Genomic DNA, 15,543 nt, shown 5'->3' with positions numbered 1-15,543 from the left:
AAGCACTTGAGGCGGATCAAACTTTCCTTTTCACCTATAGAAGGGTCCGTTCACTCTTCATTCATAGGGAGGCGAAGGAAACAAGGAGACTCCCGCGGGAGAAGGAGCGAGGCGAGACCCCACAGGGAGTGTCAACGACCGAGGAGGCTTGCCAGTTCCCCCGCAGGAAAGCGAGTTGTTTCCGTAGCCGACCTCATCTATTTTTCGGCGACGGACCTGAATTACCTCGAAACTGAGTCTTCAACTATTCGGCCCTATTGCTTAATAAGTTTTTTCATGAAAAATCAACAATAGCGCTTAACAGAGCTTTTTTTACATGGCATGTGTGCCGCCATCCACGATGATGACGTCACCTGTCACATGGTCAGAAGCCGCTGAGCTTAAGAAAATAGCCGCTCCTTTTAAATCATCTTCGCTACCAAACTTCCGTAAAGGTGTGCCTTCAAGAAAGGCATCTCCGCCTCTTTCCATAAGTACTTTGGACATCTTTGTCGGGAAAAACCCTGGAGCAATCGCATTCACACATATTCCCCGTGGCCCCCACTTGACCGCAAGATCCTTGGTGAAGGTAAGAACAGCTCCTTTACTTGAGTTATAGCCAATCGTGTCCATGTATTTTGGATCTGATCCTTTTAAGCCGGCGACAGATGAAATGTTAATGATTTTGCCTGACCCTTGCTCGAGCATAACTTTTCCTGCGATTTGCGACATGAGAAATGTCCCCGTCACATTTACGTTAAACACTTTCTGCCAGGCTTCAAGCGGCATTTCCTCTGCCGGAGCTCCCCAGGTCGCTCCGCTATTATTTACTAATATATCGATGCGTCCAAAATGATTGACGGTTTCATCCACGACCTTTTGCATACTGTCGGGATTCGTAACATCGCATTCAAAAGCAAGTGAGTCTACGCCTAGTTCTTTTAATTGGCTGCTTACTTCTTCGCAGGCATCCAGCTTACGTGAACAAACCACAACGTGGGCACCTGATTCCGCAAAACCTTCTGCGATTTGTTTACCAAGTCCCCGGCCTCCTCCGGTCACAATGGCCACTTTATCCGTAAGATCAAAAAGCTGTTTAGCGTGCATATTCGCCACTCCGATCCTGCGTTTTCTTAAGCTCATATTTAGCAACCGCGCGGCGGTGAACTTCATCGGGTCCGTCCGCCAGTCGTAGCGTCCGGATATTTGCCCACTGCGACGCCAGAATCGTATCCTGGCTGACGCCTGCTGCGCCAAACGCTTGAATCGCACGGTCAATGACTTTCAGAGCCATATTCGGAGCCACTACTTTGATCATCGCAATCTCCGCCTTCGCTTCTTTGTTTCCGATCGTATCCATCATATGAGCCGCTTTTAACGTAAGAAGCCTCGCCTGCTCAATCTCAATCCTCGAGTCCGCAATCCATTCACGAATCACACCCTGATCAGCAAGCTTTTTCCCAAACGTTTCACGCTCCTGCACCCGTTTACACATTTCTTCCAGCGCTCGTTCGGCTGCTCCAATCGTTCTCATGCAGTGATGAATTCTTCCCGGACCCAGTCTCCCTTGAGCAATAGCAAACCCTTTTCCTTCTCCCCAAATCAAATTGGAAGCAGGAACTCGAACGTCCGTAAACTCAATCTCCGCGTGTCCATGCGGCGCATGATCGTAACCAAAAACCGGAAGTGTCCGTTTAATCGTCACTCCCCTGGTATCAAGAGGAACCAGAATCATCGACTGCTGGTCATACTTAGGAGCATCCGGATCGTTTTTTCCCATAACAATACTAATCTTGCAGCGAGGATCTCCCGCTCCGGATGACCACCATTTCGTTCCGTTGATGACGTATTCATCCCCGACTCGTTCTATACTCGTTTGAATATTAGTCGCATCAGAGGAGGCGGCGTCCGGCTCTGTCATGGAAAAGCAGGAGCGGATTTCTCCATCCAATAAAGGACGCAGCCACTGTTCTTTCTGTTCCTTCGTTCCATATCGCTCCAATACTTCCATGTTTCCTGTGTCCGGAGCAGCACAGTTGAACACTTCTGGCGCGATGCTCGATCGGCCCATAATTTCGCATAGAGGAGCGTAATCAAGATTGGAAAGACCCGCTCCTCGTTCACTATCCGGTAAAAATAAATTCCACAACCCGGCTTCTTTGGCTTTCCCTTTCAACTCTTCCATAATAGGCGGCACATCAGCAAAACGGTCCTGCTGATTAAGCTGGGATTCATAAACCGCTTCATTGGGATAAATATAGTCCTTCATAAAGGTATTCAATTTTTTCTGAAGATCTTTCACTTTATGTGAGTATTCAAAATTCATGAAATTGTCCCTCCGTTACCCCGTTTTATGTAGCTGCTGTAATAAAACGCTTACAAAATACGACGCTTCCTTTAATGACGTCTCTGCCATCCTGGTTAGCGGCACGGACAGAGAAGTTCAGCTCTTCTTCTCCTTGTTCATCAAGAACCGCATGCAGAGTAATCACATCGTTCAGGAAAACCATTCCTTTAAAGCGGATCGAATAGTCCTGGATAAAACCTTCCTCAAAATAAGGTGTGAACAGCTTCGCTAAGTTTCCCATCGTCCACATTCCATGAGCAATAATCCCTGGAAGACCAGCCTTTTCTGCTTCCTCATCAATCGTATGAATCGGATTGTAGTCTCCTGAAGCGCCCGCATATTTAATAAGGTCAAGCCTGGATACAGGAGGGAGTGTAATCTCTTCGAGTGACTCGCCCACTTGCAAGTCCTTCAGTCCAGTCATACCGTCATCCCCTTTCGCACTGCTTCCGTGATAATAACCACCTGCTCTTCTGAGAAAATAAGCTTGCCTTCCGGATCTTCGCCATATCTTTTCACTTTTAAAAATCCCATATTGCCGCTCTTACCGCTGCGTTCATAGTAATCTTCTACTTCGGCATAACAGAGTATTTCTTCCTCTACAAAAAGCGGACGCTCGTAATGATAGTTTTGTTCGCCGTGAATCAATCCTTTATTCGGCAGGTTCAACTCTTCGATGGATCCGTAATCGAATATTCTTGGAAATGTCGGCGGCGCTATATTTCGGGAGTAATTTTCTTCATCCGTATAAATAGGATGCAAATCCCCGATGGCTTCCGCAAACTTTTTCACGGCGCCTCGCTCTACTCTGTTTTTTACTTTTTCAGACCTTTTGCCAATCGTATGCTCAAACATAGTCAGCTTCCTCCTCCCTGTTAGTCTTTAGGACCGCCGGCAACATAAATGACCTGGCCGTTTACAAACGACGAGCGCTCATCCGCATAAAAAGCAACAGCGTTCGCGATATCCTCTGGTTTCCCGCTCCGTCCTGCCGGGATTTTCTCCACGCTTGCCTGCACCAGATCCTCGAACGAAATCCCGATCCGGGCAGCTGTTTCCTTCGTCATCTCGGTCTCAATAAACCCTGGAGCTACAGCATTTGCCGTGATTCCAAATTTTCCTAACTCAATTGCAAGAGTCTTGGTAAATCCCTGCAGACCAGCTTTCGCTGTTGCATAGTTTGCCTGTCCTCGATTACCTAGTGCCGACGTTGATGAAATATTAATAATCCGTCCATACTTATTTTCAACCATATACTTTTGTACCGCGCGTGCTGAGTTAAAGGACCCTTTTAAGTGAACATCCATCACCGTATCCCAGTCGGAATCGGTCATTTTAAACAGCATATTGTCACGAATAACCCCGGCATTATTCACCAGAATATCAACCGATCCGAATTTCTCATGTACCTCCTGGACCGCCGCTTCCACTTGACTGAACTCTACGACGTTGGCTGTTTTGCAGTAAATATCAAAACCATCTTCCTTAAATTCACTCTCAACTTCCTGTAAAGCCTCTTCGTTCACATCAATAATGGCTACATTAGCTCCTTCTTCCGCGAAACGACGGGCAATTCCTTTCCCGATCCCACGGCTTCCTCCGGTTACAAATGCGGTTCTACCTTCAAAATGATTTCCCATGTCCATTTTCCTCCCTTAATATCTAGCCGATTTTCACATGTCCTTTTAATAGATTCCTGGAAATGATTAATCGCTGAATTTCGTCTGTACCGTCATAAATCCTCCATAGTCTAGCTTCACGGTACCAACGCTCGATTGGAAGCTCTCTTGTGTAGCCCATACCACCATGGATTTGAAGCACTCGGTCTACCACGTTATTCCCCATGGTCGCGCCGTACAGTTTAGCCATTGAAGCGTAGTGACGATTATCCTCTCCGTTGTCGAGCGTAAAAGCGGCGTTCAATACAAGCCATTTGGCTGCTTCGATCTCTACCGCTGAATCGGCAATCTGCCACTGAATAGCCTGACGAGTTCCGATCGGCTTTCCGAAAGTCTCGCGCTCATTGGCATAATCAATCGCCATATTTAATAACCGTTCTGCTGCTCCCACAGCTCTCGCGCCAACAACCCACCTGGCAAAACCAATCCATTCAAGTCCAAGTTCATACCCCCGGTTTATCTCACCTAAAATATTTTCTTCCGGTACCCTCACGTTATCGAAAACGAGCGCCGCCGGACCCCACTCGCCCATCGTATGGATGTATTCAGACTTCCATCCCATCGAACGGTCGGCAATAAAGCAGGTAACCCCTTCTCTTCCAGCTGACGATTGGTGAAGTTCCTTGTCGGTGACCGCAATGACCATGACAAAGTCCGCTTCATTTCCGCCGGTGATAAATGTTTTCTCTCCATTTAACACCCACTCATTTCCGTCTTTCACAGCAGTCATGCGGATATTCCGCGTATCAGAACCAGCTCCGGGCTCTGTCATGGCAAAACAGGATTTTAACTCGCCGTTAATGGTAGGGATCAGATATTTCTGCTTCTGCTCCTCATTTCCGTAATACAGAATGTTGTCGGCTGAACCGCCAAACTGGAAAGGAACGAATGTCCTTGCTACTTCCATTTGCACAATGGCAAGCATCATCTGTCCAAGATCAGCACCGCCATATTCCTCCGGGGTATTGATTCCCCAAAATCCAGCTTCCTTCGCCTTCATCTGGAGCTCCTTCATCTTGCCTTCGGGAAGGCTTGGCTTTCCTTCCCGCTCGTTGCGGAGCACATCATTTTCTAAAGGTATTAATTCCTTTTCTACAAATTTACGAATGGTCTTTTTAACCATTTCCTGTTCTTCTGTTAATCGCAAATGCATACCACTATCCCCAATCTTTGTTATTTTAAAAAAGATGGATAATCAACATACCTACTGGTTAGTATGTTTAGATTTATATTATTTTAAATTTTCGGAAAATACAACACTTATTGCATAAAATCTGGATGTGAATTGCGAAATGATTGCGATCATTGTTATCTTTCGATTTTTTTCATTGGAGATCGAATAAATTCGTCATTTTTTGCATAATAATTATGAACGATTCCGAATTGATTTTCCAAAATATGATTAACATATTCTGTTATGTGGTACATATAAAATTGTGTACTTTAAAACCGAATTCCTTATAACGAGCCGGGGGAGGAAACTGGTCTTTTGATCCCGCAGCAACCTCTATCAAAGTCATAGAAGGTGCTCCTTCCAGCAGACCATGGTCTGAAAGATAAGGAGAGGACAACGAACGCACAACCTCTTCTCACTAGAAGGGGTTTTGTTTTGTTGATATACCTTAATAAGTTTATAGATTCAGGTAACGTTAAATTTTTTTCATAAACAAAGGAGGAATCATCAATGTCCAGACTTCGAGATGCCGTGATTCAGCGCAGGAACTTCCTAATCTGCCAACTAACTCAAACTCGTAATTACAAATATAAACGAAAGAACCTTTTAAATATGCCACTGGAAAACCTGGAAAGTGAATACGATCTTCTCAAGGATAAAATTGGTTAACCAGCTCGCTGTCCATTAAAAAGAGCGCTTGGAAGTAAAATGACTTCCAAGCGCTCTTCGTTTTTATTTACTTTCTTCCGGCAGGCGGTAAACACCTTCTTCATCATGTACTTCATTTCCTACCAGTGCAGGATTGAATACACAAACCACACGGAAATCCGTTTTCGCACGTAAATAATGCTTCTCATGTCCATCGAGGCAATACATCGTACCCGGTTTTATCTGATATTTCTTCCCATCTTTAAGCGTTTCAATCTCAGCTTCTCCTTCAATGCAGTACACCGCTTCAATATGATGCTTGTACCAAATATACGTTTCTGTGCCGGCGTAAAGCACCGTATCATGAAGGCTGAAGCCTACATTATCATCCTTTAGAAGGAACCTTCGGCTTTTCCAATTATCGTCTTTTACTTCGCGTTCTGTTCCGATTAGATCTTCAAGTTTTACTACATTCATACTTTTGCTTCCTCCTTGCCTAGCACGGCTTTTATGCTTTCTTCAATAATATCTAAACCTTTAGAGATACCTTCTTCGTCGATTATTAAAGGAGGCAGCATCTTAAGGACTTCATCATCTGGTCCGGATGTTTCAATAATCAGACCCTTTTTGAAGGATTCAGCGGCAATTTGCCCTGCCAGTCCTTCTTTTTTACTGGCGATCCCGAGCATCAATCCGCGCCCGCGAACCTCACCTTCCAGTTCCGGATAATCTTTTACAAACTGGTACAGGCGTTTTTGGAAAAGTCCACTCTTCTCTTCGATCGATTCGCTGAATTCATTCGTTTTCCAATAATCTAATGCCTCTGTTGCTGTAACGAAGGCCAGGTTGTTCCCACGGAATGTACCGTTGTGTTCACCTGGACCCCACTGGTCATACTCAGGCTTGATCAAGGTAATCGCCATGGGCAGTCCGCTTCCACTGATCGACTTGGACAGGCACACTACATCTGGTGAAATTCCTGCTTTTTCAAAACTAAAGAATGTACCTGTGCGCCCGCATCCTGCCTGCACGTCATCTACAATCAGCATGATATCCAGACGACGGCACAGTTCTTCCACTTTTTTCAGCCATTCGAAGCTTGCTGCATTAATTCCGCCTTCTCCCTGAACAGTTTCCAGGATAATAGCAGCTGGAAGATCAATACCGCTTCCGCCGTCCTGAATCATTCTTTCAAGGTAATCCAGGGAATCGTAGCCATCCATGTAATCGTCGTACGGCATCGCCATGCTGTATGTTAGCGGAATTCCAGCTCCGTGACGTTTAAAGGCATTTCCGGTAACGGAGAGCGCACCGATCGTCATGCCGTGGAAGGCATTCGTAAACGTGACCACCTTTTCACGGCCGGTTACTTTTCTGGCAATTTTAAGTGCACTCTCAACGGTATTGGTGCCTGTAGGACCAGGAAACATAATTTTGTAGCTCATATTTCTCGGCTCTAGAATAACTTCGTTAAACTTTTTCAAAAACTCAGCCCGGGCATTTGTCGCCATATCCAGACTGTGTAGCAATCCATCACTTTGTATATATTCAATCAGCTTTTGCTGCATAGCATCGTCGTTATGTCCATAGTTAAGGGCTCCTGCACCTGCAAAAAAGTCAATGTAGGAGTTGCCATTCCCGTCCCACATATGATAACCCTTAGCCTTTTCAAATGTAGTTGGAAAACTACGGCTGTAGCTTCGTACTTCTGATTCAAGATTTTCAAAAACACTCATGTCCGTTTTTTGATTAGAATTAGTCATTAAAAGTAGGTCCTCCTAGTTTTTTAGTGGTCCAATTTTAAACGTGTTCTCTTGCTCATGGTCATCCCCTGGGAAATCGTCTTCCTCAAAACACACACTGATATCACAAGGCACTTCTTTCTTCTTGGCAAAACCCTTAAATAATTGTTGGGAAGGTTTGTTGGAAGGGGAAACTGTCGCTTCTATATAGTTCACATCTTCATGACGCCCCACAATATGATCAATCATCCTAGTGGCGAGGCCTTGCCCTCGCTCCGATTCAGCTACCGCCACCTGCCAAATAAATAAGGTATCTGGTGAAGAGGGGTGGATAAATCCTGAAATAAATCCAACCGTGTTCCCTTCATCCTTTACGACTACTGAGGTATCGCTGAAAAATTCGCACCACAGCAGGTAGCTGTAAGAGGAATTCAAGTCAAGAATGGGGATATTTTCAATCATTTCATACACTTCTGCTCCATCTGATTTCTCTGGTTCACAAAATTGATATTTTTTTACTTCCTTTGTAGTTGTTGGAATTGATATCACCTCAAGAACTTATTTTTTCTGAAATTTCTGGCAAGTGCACAATTAGACACTAATAAAGGAGCGCAAATAAGTCAAAGCCGCTCAATAGCGGTTTGTTAGGCAATGAGGTGATGACACGTGCTTGATGGTAAATTTTAGTGTCAATGCTTTAGCAAAGCGCCTCATAAGTCCTTATCCTCTGTTTCTTAAAAAAACACATCGGAAAACCCTTGATACACATAGGATCCAGGTCATTTGAACTATTTATGAAAAAACTTATTAAATTGATAAAAAGGTCTTAAACAGGTGCGGGGACGTTTTTCACCGTGTTTCAGTATGAATTGTGAACATCTTTTATTGGATTTATTTAAACTTTGAGATTATAAGTCTTTGTGCTCTCACACAAAAAAAAGACTTCCTTTTCTAGGAAGTCTCTTTCCGATATCACTAGATTTTCTTTTCACTTCTACCGATCCTGAATAGTGTTAAATACTACGCTTTAAAAAAATCCTATAAAAAAACGCTTTATGATAGAAGAGCTGCATCTTTACTTCCGAAGTTCTAAATCTGAAATCTGAAAGCTGGCATCTCCCTGGTCCTGTTGCACCTTCCAGCTGGTCATAACTTGATAGTCTCCTAAATCCCCGACTTCCCAGGTGGATTTTTCTCCTTCACTTGTCACTTCATATGTGTAAGTATCCATTTTCACTTCTCCAATTGTCTTCTGATCCTTGCCGAGTTTTGATACCTTCACACCCGGGTATTCAGTCTGGTTTTTCAAGATATCCGTCACTTCCGTGCGATCTGTCATGTTAAAAGGCATTAAGAGCATCATCACATAGGATTGCCCTGCCATTTGCAGCATTTCGCCTTCCATTCGCTCTCCTCCGGCAACCATGCGTTTCGTTTCACCTTCACTGCTTACCCACAGCTCTATAGCCTCTCCTGATCCTCCGTCTTCTTCCATGTTAACTTTGATATGGTTCGTTAACTCCCCATCCACTTCTTCTTCGCCCACTCTTTGCATCGTAATCTTTAAACTGCTTCCAGGGGAATCAAAAGAATAGGATATAAGAGAGAACTTATCCATAATATCCGTAAACCCTTTGATTTGCTGGAGTTTACTCACATCCCACTCTGCTTCGGTGTCCGTACTTTCGCTCCCTTCCCCCTCACTGCTTTCTGTATTAGTATTCGTCACTTCGCTTACTTCCTCCGTACTGTTTTCTTCATCCATTTCCTCTCCACTGGATTCTTCTACGGCTTGATCATTGTTTTCCTTTTCATTCGTACTGTCCGATCCACCGCATCCAGAAAGTACCCACATAAACATCATGGCGATTGAGATAAAACGAATGAATACCGGCAGCTTCATTAAAGACGCCCTCCTTTTTAATTGCCTTTACCAGTCCGTCTCTTTCTCATTAAGCTTACCAAGCAAACACGAAAAGAAAAATTATACCCCAGTATAGTTTTTATGGATCCATCGAAAAAATTATACCTAGGTATAATTCCTTTTGGTGAACATCCGTATTACTTTTAAAGTACAGCATTTACATTAAACAGAAAGGCGGGCGACATGATGGATTCACAAAATGTTAAAAATAACAGCGGAGTTGCAAAGGATATTGAAGACAATAAGGTCATTGCCATCTTAGCGTATCTTGTATTTTTCCTCCCTCTCTTGGCCGCTAAAGACTCAAAATTTGCCATGTATCATGGAAACCAGGGTTTTCTTTTGTTTCTGTTGCTTTTAGCCGTTAATACAGTGGGAACCGTGGTCCCTATTCTCGGCTGGCTGATCATTCTCCCTATTGGAAACCTCTTAATCTTAGCTCTTTTGATCATGGGAATTATCAATGCCTCCAAAGGGGAAGAAAAACCCCTTCCTGTTATAGGAAAATATACGATTATTAAGCCTCCGGAATCTCATTAATTCAGGTCTTGGGGGAGCTTAAAGGTAAGGAGACATTTCCATAATTCTTTTCATGAGCTGGGTTCGGTTTTTAACCTGAAACTTTTTCAGAATGCTGCCCACATGTTTTTTTACGGTAATTTCAGTAATATGCAGTTGCTCGGCTATGGCTTTATTAGAAAGTTCCCCGTGAATACTCAGCAGGATTTCTTTTTCCCGTTTCGTTAACTGGTGACGGTCTGCGACATGAAGCACATGATCTTTCTCAAGAGAAACAGTCTGTGAAAATTGTTTTAAATACTGGATTAAACGCGGTCCTCTCACGTCCAGTAGAAATGTTGGAGAAGGCTGATCAGGACCAAAATCATAATGAGTAGCATTCGGAACCTTTTCGAATCCAAAAGCCTGAGTTAATTGCTGAAAGAAAGGAATGGGGGTAGAAGTGATGATTCTGCCCCCGGACAATAAAAGTGGAAATAAACTGTACAAGAGAAAAGACCGTGTATGACTATCTTCCGGATTTAAACAATCCAGCATCCGAATAAACCACCCTGCATAAGAATCTTCATCTACACGGTATTCTTCTACCTCTTCCTTGGATAACTGGCTGAAGTAAGCCCGGGAAACCGGCTCTTTTTTTAATTGTTCAATGGTGTGCTTATTAATCGGCACTATAAGGGAAAGTCCAACCATGTCCCCTTCCTCGTTTTTTACAATCCTGCCCACGTTGAATCCTAATTTTCTTACATACTCAGCTCCTATAAGATCATTTTCCTTTTGATTATGTTCAGCGGATACATAGTAGTGGTAAGTTGTGTCTGTTTCCCGGTTGTAGTAATGAGCTACACTGTCTTGATCGTAACGGTTTCTTTTCTGAAAATATTCTTCTACCTCTTTGAAGTTATGTGCCCCGACAGGTTCAATATATTTTTTCTGTTGGTCTTTTTCCTGAAAAAATGCAGAGCGGATCACCTCTTCACCAAGATGGTAAAAATATTCGGCAATCTCCCAGGTAGAACTCTGATTTCGATTTATTTGCTGAAGATAATAGGAAGCACTCCGCCTTTTTAAAGACTCATAGTGTTCAGGTGTCCGCTCCTGTATATTTAATACAATGGCTGATCTGATAATTTCATGAATGCCCCATCCATGATTGGTGCGGTTCACAAAGGAAAGAGAGGTGAGCCTGGTAAATGCGGTGGTGGTCGTTCTTTCATCTAAAATGAAATTAAGGGTAGCTTGATCAAAGTGACGCAGCACGGCAGCAGCTTCTAACAGTCGCTGAAGCTCCGGGTCGTTTACTTCACTCAGCCACTTTGAGGTGAGATAGGTGAGAATCTCTTGCTTTTCGTGAGGATGATGATCTGTATCTTCTTTATTGCCGTAAGCCATTGCCGATAGGGACAAGGTAAGGGGATGCCCATTAGTAAAGCGCCAATAGTCCTGGATCTCCGAGTGTTTCGTTACGCCTGCCTTACTCAAATACAGTCGAGTCTGGTCATAGGTAAAGGCTGTTAGTTTCACTTGCGTTATGATGGACCGCCAGGCTGGTGACTCCATCCAGCCTGCTGTCAGAGGATGGCGGCCGGCAAGAATGATCGAAATCGATTCAGGGAGGGATCTGAGAAAGACTTCACGGAACCAGCGGTCCAGTGAGCCTATCTTTTCATAAGTATCGACAGCTATAATAATTCGGTGGTTTTTAGAAGATTCTTTTAACATATGCAGGCACTGATTAAGAGGGGGTTCATGAGAGTTGGAGAGTTTCAGGGACAATTTAGCATCTAATTGAAATAATAACTGCTCAGCAAGCATAGAAGGGGACTGGGCAAAATCCTCACTATCCAACCCCAGGAAAACCATTCCATCCAGGCGTTCTGCCAGGCGTTGAAATGCATGAATCAAGAAAGTTTTACCAATCCCTCCCATGCCATAAACGTGTAAAATGCGTTTAGTGTCCTTACTGCTTTCAATAAATTCACGAAAATGCTGCAATTCTCTACTACGGCCAACAAACTGGTCATTTTCCAATTCCATAAGAGTGGTATTCCATTCTTCCTCACGCAGTTCTTTATCCGCATTGGATAACCACATATCCAGCCCTCCATTATGAAGTACACTTCAAGGCCTTATCATTTCATAAAAAAGGTAAAAAGACCTGTCGTGCCTTTTTCTTTCTATACTATAAATTTACCACATTTTTCTCTTCCCTTTAGCAAATGAACGTAATTTATTTGATAATTCCCCGTTAAATAACTTATAGATTCTGAAACAAATTCATTTACTATTCGTATATTGGATAGCAGATCAATCTGAAAGGAAGAGTGGAATCTATGATTTAGAAATCCTCTTATTAATCGCAGCCATAATTTCTCTCAGCATCACTTTATTTGTTCAAATTGACTTCCTGATTATGACTACTCTATTTGGAGGGATCGGTTTCTCTGTCTTACGATTCATACGTACATATGAGCAAAGAAAAAACCAGGTGCTGGGGAAACCGGATGCTAAATACTACTCATCTGGAGGAGACTCATTCGACATGGATGGTGAATTTGACATTGGCGGGGATTCTGGTGGCGGCGATGACTAATTGTTGACCAGCTTAATAATAAAAAAAGATTCCCTCAACATTGAAAACTGAGGGAATCTTAGGTAAGAAACAGCCGAAATCAGCGAATTTCCTTAAATACATTTTTCACTTTTGGAACGACGTAGTGGCTGCCACCCTCGACATCCTCGATCATCATAGAAACCATCAAATCAGGATTCTCGGTATCCCACGCAATAAACCATCCGTTCTCCTGCGCATTTTCTTGATCAAGAGATTGTTTTAACTCGGCCGTTCCGGTTTTTCCTGCGAGTTCAAGCCCTTCCACCTGCGGCTCGTACCCTGTACCATTTTCATTTTCCACTACCGCTTGCAGTGATTCGCGTACGGTAGACGCCTTTTCCGGACTCATGATACTTTCATGCCATGCCTGCCCATTCTCTTCATTCTTCATTAAGACAGGTTTTAGCATCGTACCTTCATTAATAAAAGGGGTGTAAGTCATAGCCAAGTGTAAAGTACTCATCTGAACTTCCCCCTGGCCATAGCCTGTATCGGCAAGCAGCGGTTCGTTGTTCCCAAACGAATCTCCATTCAGAATCTGTGAAGAGCTTATTGGATAGGATAGCGGGATGTCTTCTCCAAAACCAAAATCCTTCGACTGCTCTAAAAAGGTTTCTCCACCAATATCTAAAATAGAACGCGCAAAATAAATATTATCTGATCGTATAAGCGCATCACGCAAATTCACCTGCTTCTCTTCGTTGGCTCCTGGAACACGTGTCACTGAATACCCGCCCCAGCCTTCTTCACTGTAAGTTCGCTCAGGGATTGACATCTCTGTAACTGGATTGATTGTTCCTGATTCCAGACCGATCGATGCCGTAATCGGTTTGAACGTCGATCCGGGAGAATAGGTTTTAGTAAATTTATTCACAAGCGGACGATCCGGGTGTTCCGTCAACTCGTTTCTACGCTCCTGACTCATCCCTAAGACAAATTGATTTGGGTCATAGGACGGAGCACTCACAAGAGCACTTACCTCTCCAGTAGAAGGATTGATCGCGGTAGCAGAACCGGAGTCTCCTTTTAATTGGTCATACACCGATTTCTGTACATCAGTTTGGATCGTAAGGGTAATATCCTCTCCATCTGAAGCAGGCTTCTCGGCCAGTACCTCTTTCACATCATTATTTTCATCTAAGATCGAAACTTTTCCACCCGGTGTGCCTCTCAATTGTTGCTCCATCACTCTCTCAAGACCAGTCTGTCCAACCTGATCATTGGAAGTATAGCCTTCACCTTCCCGCTCCTTCAGTTGTTCCGCTGTAATATCGTCCACATAACCGGTCAGATGAGCGGCGGCTTTGCCCAGTGGATAAACACGTGCATTGTCAATCTCATTAAATTGGGTCCCTGCTAATTCTTTAATGGCAGCAATACTTTCTTCATCATCATTGGCCACCGACCCTATAGGTACATAAGAGTCAGCCTTTACCCAGGACTGGCTTAGCTTTTGTTCGATGCTTTCCACAGAGATGTTCAAGATCTCTGACAAACCTTGTTTCGCTTCCTCTTCCTCGCCTTCCATTCTAGACAGTACCAGTCCAACTTCCTGAATGGTACCATTTACGGCAAGTCCTTCTCTATCCTTGCCGAAGATCTCTCCACGCTCAGGAGATAGGGTTTCTGGATAAATGGTATCGCCCTCTTCCATTCCTGCAAAGATCATGGAAGGGTTCCATTTTAACGCCCACGGCACATTATCATCATCTTCTTCAAATACAAGTTCAGCTTCATGCGAAAAATTAATCGTTCCGGCCATGGAATCCATGCTTGCCTTATAGGCAAACGTTTGAGTTTCCTCCTGGTCATATTCCTGTTCTTCTTCAGGAAGACTATATGTAACTTCTAAGTCACTTACATTAATATCTTTGTAAATGTTCTTGTACCTCTCTGTAAACTCTGCTTCGCTTATCTTCTCTTTAGAATCCTCTCCCAGCAGTCCATACATTGTTTCATAATCTTGATCTTCCCACGCTGCCATATAGCCCTTGAACGTTTCTTCCGGACTCGGGTTTTCAGAACAGCCTGCAAGACCTATGAAAGCAAGAGAAAGAATAATAACCTTTAGCCACTTCATTGATAACTGCCTCCTTCTAGACAAAATAGGACAAATTCCATCTTAATAGTAGATATTATATCAAAATTCTGACGATAACGCGGGAATCCCAACCTATCAATTGGAAATTTCACCCTCTTTATTTGGATCTATAGTGAAACTATCTGCTTATAAGAACTCTAAGATAGTATTTAAGTTTACTAAACTATTAAAATAAAAGGCTCTGTTAAAGTTTAATGTTGATTTTTCATAAGAGCCTCATTACGCAATAGGGCCGGATTGTGGAAGACTCAGTTTCGAGATATTTTTATGAGAAGAAAGGTCCTGCGGGGGATGATTCGCTTTCCGCGGGCATGTGCTGAGCCTCCTCAGTCTTCGACTTCCGGGGTCTCACCGATCATGTTTATCCCGCAGGAGTCTTCATCATCCCCCTCCGGACCTGGCCAAATCAGAAGCTCGAAACCACTTTAACTCGTAAGGAATTAGACCAGGTGGTTCTGTACCTATTTTTAAGGGTATAACGATGCACAATAGCCTGTTATAAAAGCGTTTAATGCAGATTAAGGAGAAGAACTTTCATCTTCTGGAAGGGTCCGTTCGCAACATTATAGCGGGGTTGGTGGGGAAATGGCGAGACTCCCATGGGAGAAGGGACTAGGTGAGATCCCGCAGGGAGTGAAACGACTGAGGAGGCTCACCAGTTCCCCCACAGGAAAGCGAGTTATTTCCCCACCAACCCTTATCCATCTAACGTAACGGCCCCATTTATCTCGAAACTGAGTCTTTAACAAAAGGGAGCTTTACCTTAAAATCAACACGGAAGTTTAACAGAGCCAAATAAAAAAAGAAGTCCCCAAT

The 15,543-nt window shown here is 43.6% G+C and carries 15 protein-coding genes and 1 riboswitch; of the genes, 3 read left to right on the top strand and 12 right to left on the bottom strand.

The window, feature by feature from the left end:
• Window positions 1-312 precede the first annotated feature (312 nt).
• The 6 genes from HBHAL_RS02745 to HBHAL_RS02720 are packed head-to-tail and all read right to left on the bottom strand — an operon-like array spanning window position 313 to window position 5,158.
• On the bottom strand, window positions 313-1,086 hold the full coding sequence (locus HBHAL_RS02745; RefSeq protein WP_014641806.1) for an SDR family oxidoreductase: 774 nt from the start codon (window positions 1,084-1,086) through the stop codon (window positions 313-315).
• Entirely contained in the window at window positions 1,076-2,305 is a 1,230-nt protein-coding gene (locus HBHAL_RS02740) for an acyl-CoA dehydrogenase family protein (RefSeq protein ID WP_014641805.1), read from the bottom strand. Before HBHAL_RS02740 ends, HBHAL_RS02745 begins: the two co-directional genes overlap by 11 nt.
• A 25-nt stretch (window positions 2,306-2,330) precedes the next feature.
• On the bottom strand, window positions 2,331-2,750 hold the full coding sequence (locus HBHAL_RS02735; protein WP_014641804.1) for a MaoC/PaaZ C-terminal domain-containing protein: 420 nt from the start codon (window positions 2,748-2,750) through the stop codon (window positions 2,331-2,333).
• Window positions 2,747-3,181: a MaoC family dehydratase N-terminal domain-containing protein gene (locus HBHAL_RS02730; RefSeq protein ID WP_014641803.1), complete on the bottom strand. Its 435-nt coding sequence runs from the start codon at window positions 3,179-3,181 to the stop codon at window positions 2,747-2,749. The genes HBHAL_RS02735 and HBHAL_RS02730 overlap by 4 nt, the downstream gene beginning before the upstream one ends.
• A 20-nt stretch (window positions 3,182-3,201) precedes the next feature.
• Entirely contained in the window at window positions 3,202-3,966 is a 765-nt protein-coding gene (locus tag HBHAL_RS02725) for a beta-ketoacyl-ACP reductase (protein ID WP_041601169.1), read from the bottom strand.
• A 22-nt stretch (window positions 3,967-3,988) separates the two neighbouring features.
• Complete coding sequence (locus HBHAL_RS02720) at window positions 3,989-5,158, bottom strand: acyl-CoA dehydrogenase family protein (RefSeq protein WP_014641801.1); 1,170 nt, start codon at window positions 5,156-5,158, stop codon at window positions 3,989-3,991.
• 302 nt (window positions 5,159-5,460) lie between these two features.
• Window positions 5,461-5,568: riboswitch (SAM riboswitch) on the top strand.
• A gap of 121 nt (window positions 5,569-5,689) precedes the next feature.
• Between HBHAL_RS02720 and fbpA the strand changes: the two genes are divergently transcribed.
• Window positions 5,690-5,848 (top strand): Fur-regulated basic protein FbpA, encoded by a 159-nt coding sequence (gene fbpA, locus HBHAL_RS21075; protein ID WP_014641799.1) that lies wholly within the window; start codon window positions 5,690-5,692, stop codon window positions 5,846-5,848.
• 63 nt (window positions 5,849-5,911) lie between these two features.
• On the opposite strand, the gene HBHAL_RS02715 is transcribed toward fbpA, so the two are convergent.
• The 4 genes from HBHAL_RS02715 to HBHAL_RS02700 all read right to left on the bottom strand — a co-directional run bounded on the left by HBHAL_RS02715 (window position 5,912) and on the right by HBHAL_RS02700 (window position 9,472).
• The gene (locus HBHAL_RS02715; RefSeq protein WP_014641798.1) at window positions 5,912-6,304 is read right to left on the bottom strand and encodes an ectoine synthase; all 393 of its coding nucleotides are present in this window, start codon (window positions 6,302-6,304) and stop codon (window positions 5,912-5,914) included.
• Complete coding sequence (ectB, locus tag HBHAL_RS02710) at window positions 6,301-7,590, bottom strand: diaminobutyrate--2-oxoglutarate transaminase (RefSeq protein ID WP_014641797.1); 1,290 nt, start codon at window positions 7,588-7,590, stop codon at window positions 6,301-6,303. Before ectB ends, HBHAL_RS02715 begins: the two co-directional genes overlap by 4 nt.
• 15 nt (window positions 7,591-7,605) lie before the next feature.
• On the bottom strand, window positions 7,606-8,118 hold the full coding sequence (gene ectA, locus HBHAL_RS02705) for a diaminobutyrate acetyltransferase (RefSeq protein ID WP_014641796.1): 513 nt from the start codon (window positions 8,116-8,118) through the stop codon (window positions 7,606-7,608).
• Between the two features lie 526 nt (window positions 8,119-8,644).
• Complete coding sequence (locus tag HBHAL_RS02700; protein WP_014641795.1) at window positions 8,645-9,472, bottom strand: hypothetical protein; 828 nt, start codon at window positions 9,470-9,472, stop codon at window positions 8,645-8,647.
• Between the two features lie 207 nt (window positions 9,473-9,679).
• Between HBHAL_RS02700 and HBHAL_RS02695 the strand changes: the two genes are divergently transcribed.
• On the top strand, window positions 9,680-10,033 hold the full coding sequence (locus HBHAL_RS02695; protein WP_051005585.1) for a DUF4870 domain-containing protein: 354 nt from the start codon (window positions 9,680-9,682) through the stop codon (window positions 10,031-10,033).
• An 18-nt stretch (window positions 10,034-10,051) separates the two neighbouring features.
• On the opposite strand, the gene HBHAL_RS02690 is transcribed toward HBHAL_RS02695, so the two are convergent.
• Window positions 10,052-12,106, bottom strand: coding sequence for a LuxR C-terminal-related transcriptional regulator (locus HBHAL_RS02690; protein ID WP_014641793.1), 2,055 nt, complete (start codon window positions 12,104-12,106; stop codon window positions 10,052-10,054).
• A 319-nt stretch (window positions 12,107-12,425) separates the two neighbouring features.
• Between HBHAL_RS02690 and HBHAL_RS21070 the strand changes: the two genes are divergently transcribed.
• A complete protein-coding gene (locus HBHAL_RS21070; RefSeq protein ID WP_014641792.1) occupies window positions 12,426-12,605 on the top strand; it encodes a hypothetical protein in 180 nt (59 codons plus the stop codon).
• Window positions 12,606-12,684: 79 nt separating this feature from the next.
• Here HBHAL_RS21070 and HBHAL_RS02685 read toward each other — a convergent pair whose 3' ends face one another.
• Entirely contained in the window at window positions 12,685-14,706 is a 2,022-nt protein-coding gene (locus HBHAL_RS02685) for a penicillin-binding transpeptidase domain-containing protein (RefSeq protein ID WP_014641791.1), read from the bottom strand.
• Window positions 14,707-15,543: the final 837 nt, after the last annotated feature.

This window comes from Halobacillus halophilus DSM 2266, from assembly GCF_000284515.1.
In the GTDB taxonomy this organism is placed as follows: Bacteria; Bacillota; Bacilli; order Bacillales; family Halobacillaceae; genus Halobacillus; species Halobacillus halophilus.
Note: the sequence above shows the minus strand (reverse complement) of the source record. Positions and strands in the feature narration are given on the sequence as shown.

Coding starts and splice junctions, on each gene's coding strand:
- HBHAL_RS02745 (WP_014641806.1), bottom strand. CDS start 1,086: ATGCACGCTAAACAGCTTTTTGATCTTACGGATAAAGTGGCCATTGTG.
- HBHAL_RS02740 (WP_014641805.1), bottom strand. CDS start 2,305: ATGAATTTTGAATACTCACATAAAGTGAAAGATCTTCAGAAAAAATTG.
- HBHAL_RS02735 (WP_014641804.1), bottom strand. CDS start 2,750: ATGACTGGACTGAAGGACTTGCAAGTGGGCGAGTCACTCGAAGAGATT.
- HBHAL_RS02730 (WP_014641803.1), bottom strand. CDS start 3,181: ATGTTTGAGCATACGATTGGCAAAAGGTCTGAAAAAGTAAAAAACAGA.
- HBHAL_RS02725 (WP_041601169.1), bottom strand. CDS start 3,966: ATGGGAAATCATTTTGAAGGTAGAACCGCATTTGTAACCGGAGGAAGC.
- HBHAL_RS02720 (WP_014641801.1), bottom strand. CDS start 5,158: ATGCATTTGCGATTAACAGAAGAACAGGAAATGGTTAAAAAGACCATT.
- fbpA (WP_014641799.1), top strand. CDS start 5,690: ATGTCCAGACTTCGAGATGCCGTGATTCAGCGCAGGAACTTCCTAATC.
- HBHAL_RS02715 (WP_014641798.1), bottom strand. CDS start 6,304: ATGAATGTAGTAAAACTTGAAGATCTAATCGGAACAGAACGCGAAGTA.
- ectB (WP_014641797.1), bottom strand. CDS start 7,590: ATGACTAATTCTAATCAAAAAACGGACATGAGTGTTTTTGAAAATCTT.
- HBHAL_RS02700 (WP_014641795.1), bottom strand. CDS start 9,472: ATGAAGCTGCCGGTATTCATTCGTTTTATCTCAATCGCCATGATGTTT.
- HBHAL_RS02695 (WP_051005585.1), top strand. CDS start 9,680: ATGGATTCACAAAATGTTAAAAATAACAGCGGAGTTGCAAAGGATATT.
- HBHAL_RS02690 (WP_014641793.1), bottom strand. CDS start 12,106: ATGTGGTTATCCAATGCGGATAAAGAACTGCGTGAGGAAGAATGGAAT.
- HBHAL_RS21070 (WP_014641792.1), top strand. CDS start 12,426: ATGACTACTCTATTTGGAGGGATCGGTTTCTCTGTCTTACGATTCATA.
- HBHAL_RS02685 (WP_014641791.1), bottom strand. CDS start 14,706: ATGAAGTGGCTAAAGGTTATTATTCTTTCTCTTGCTTTCATAGGTCTT.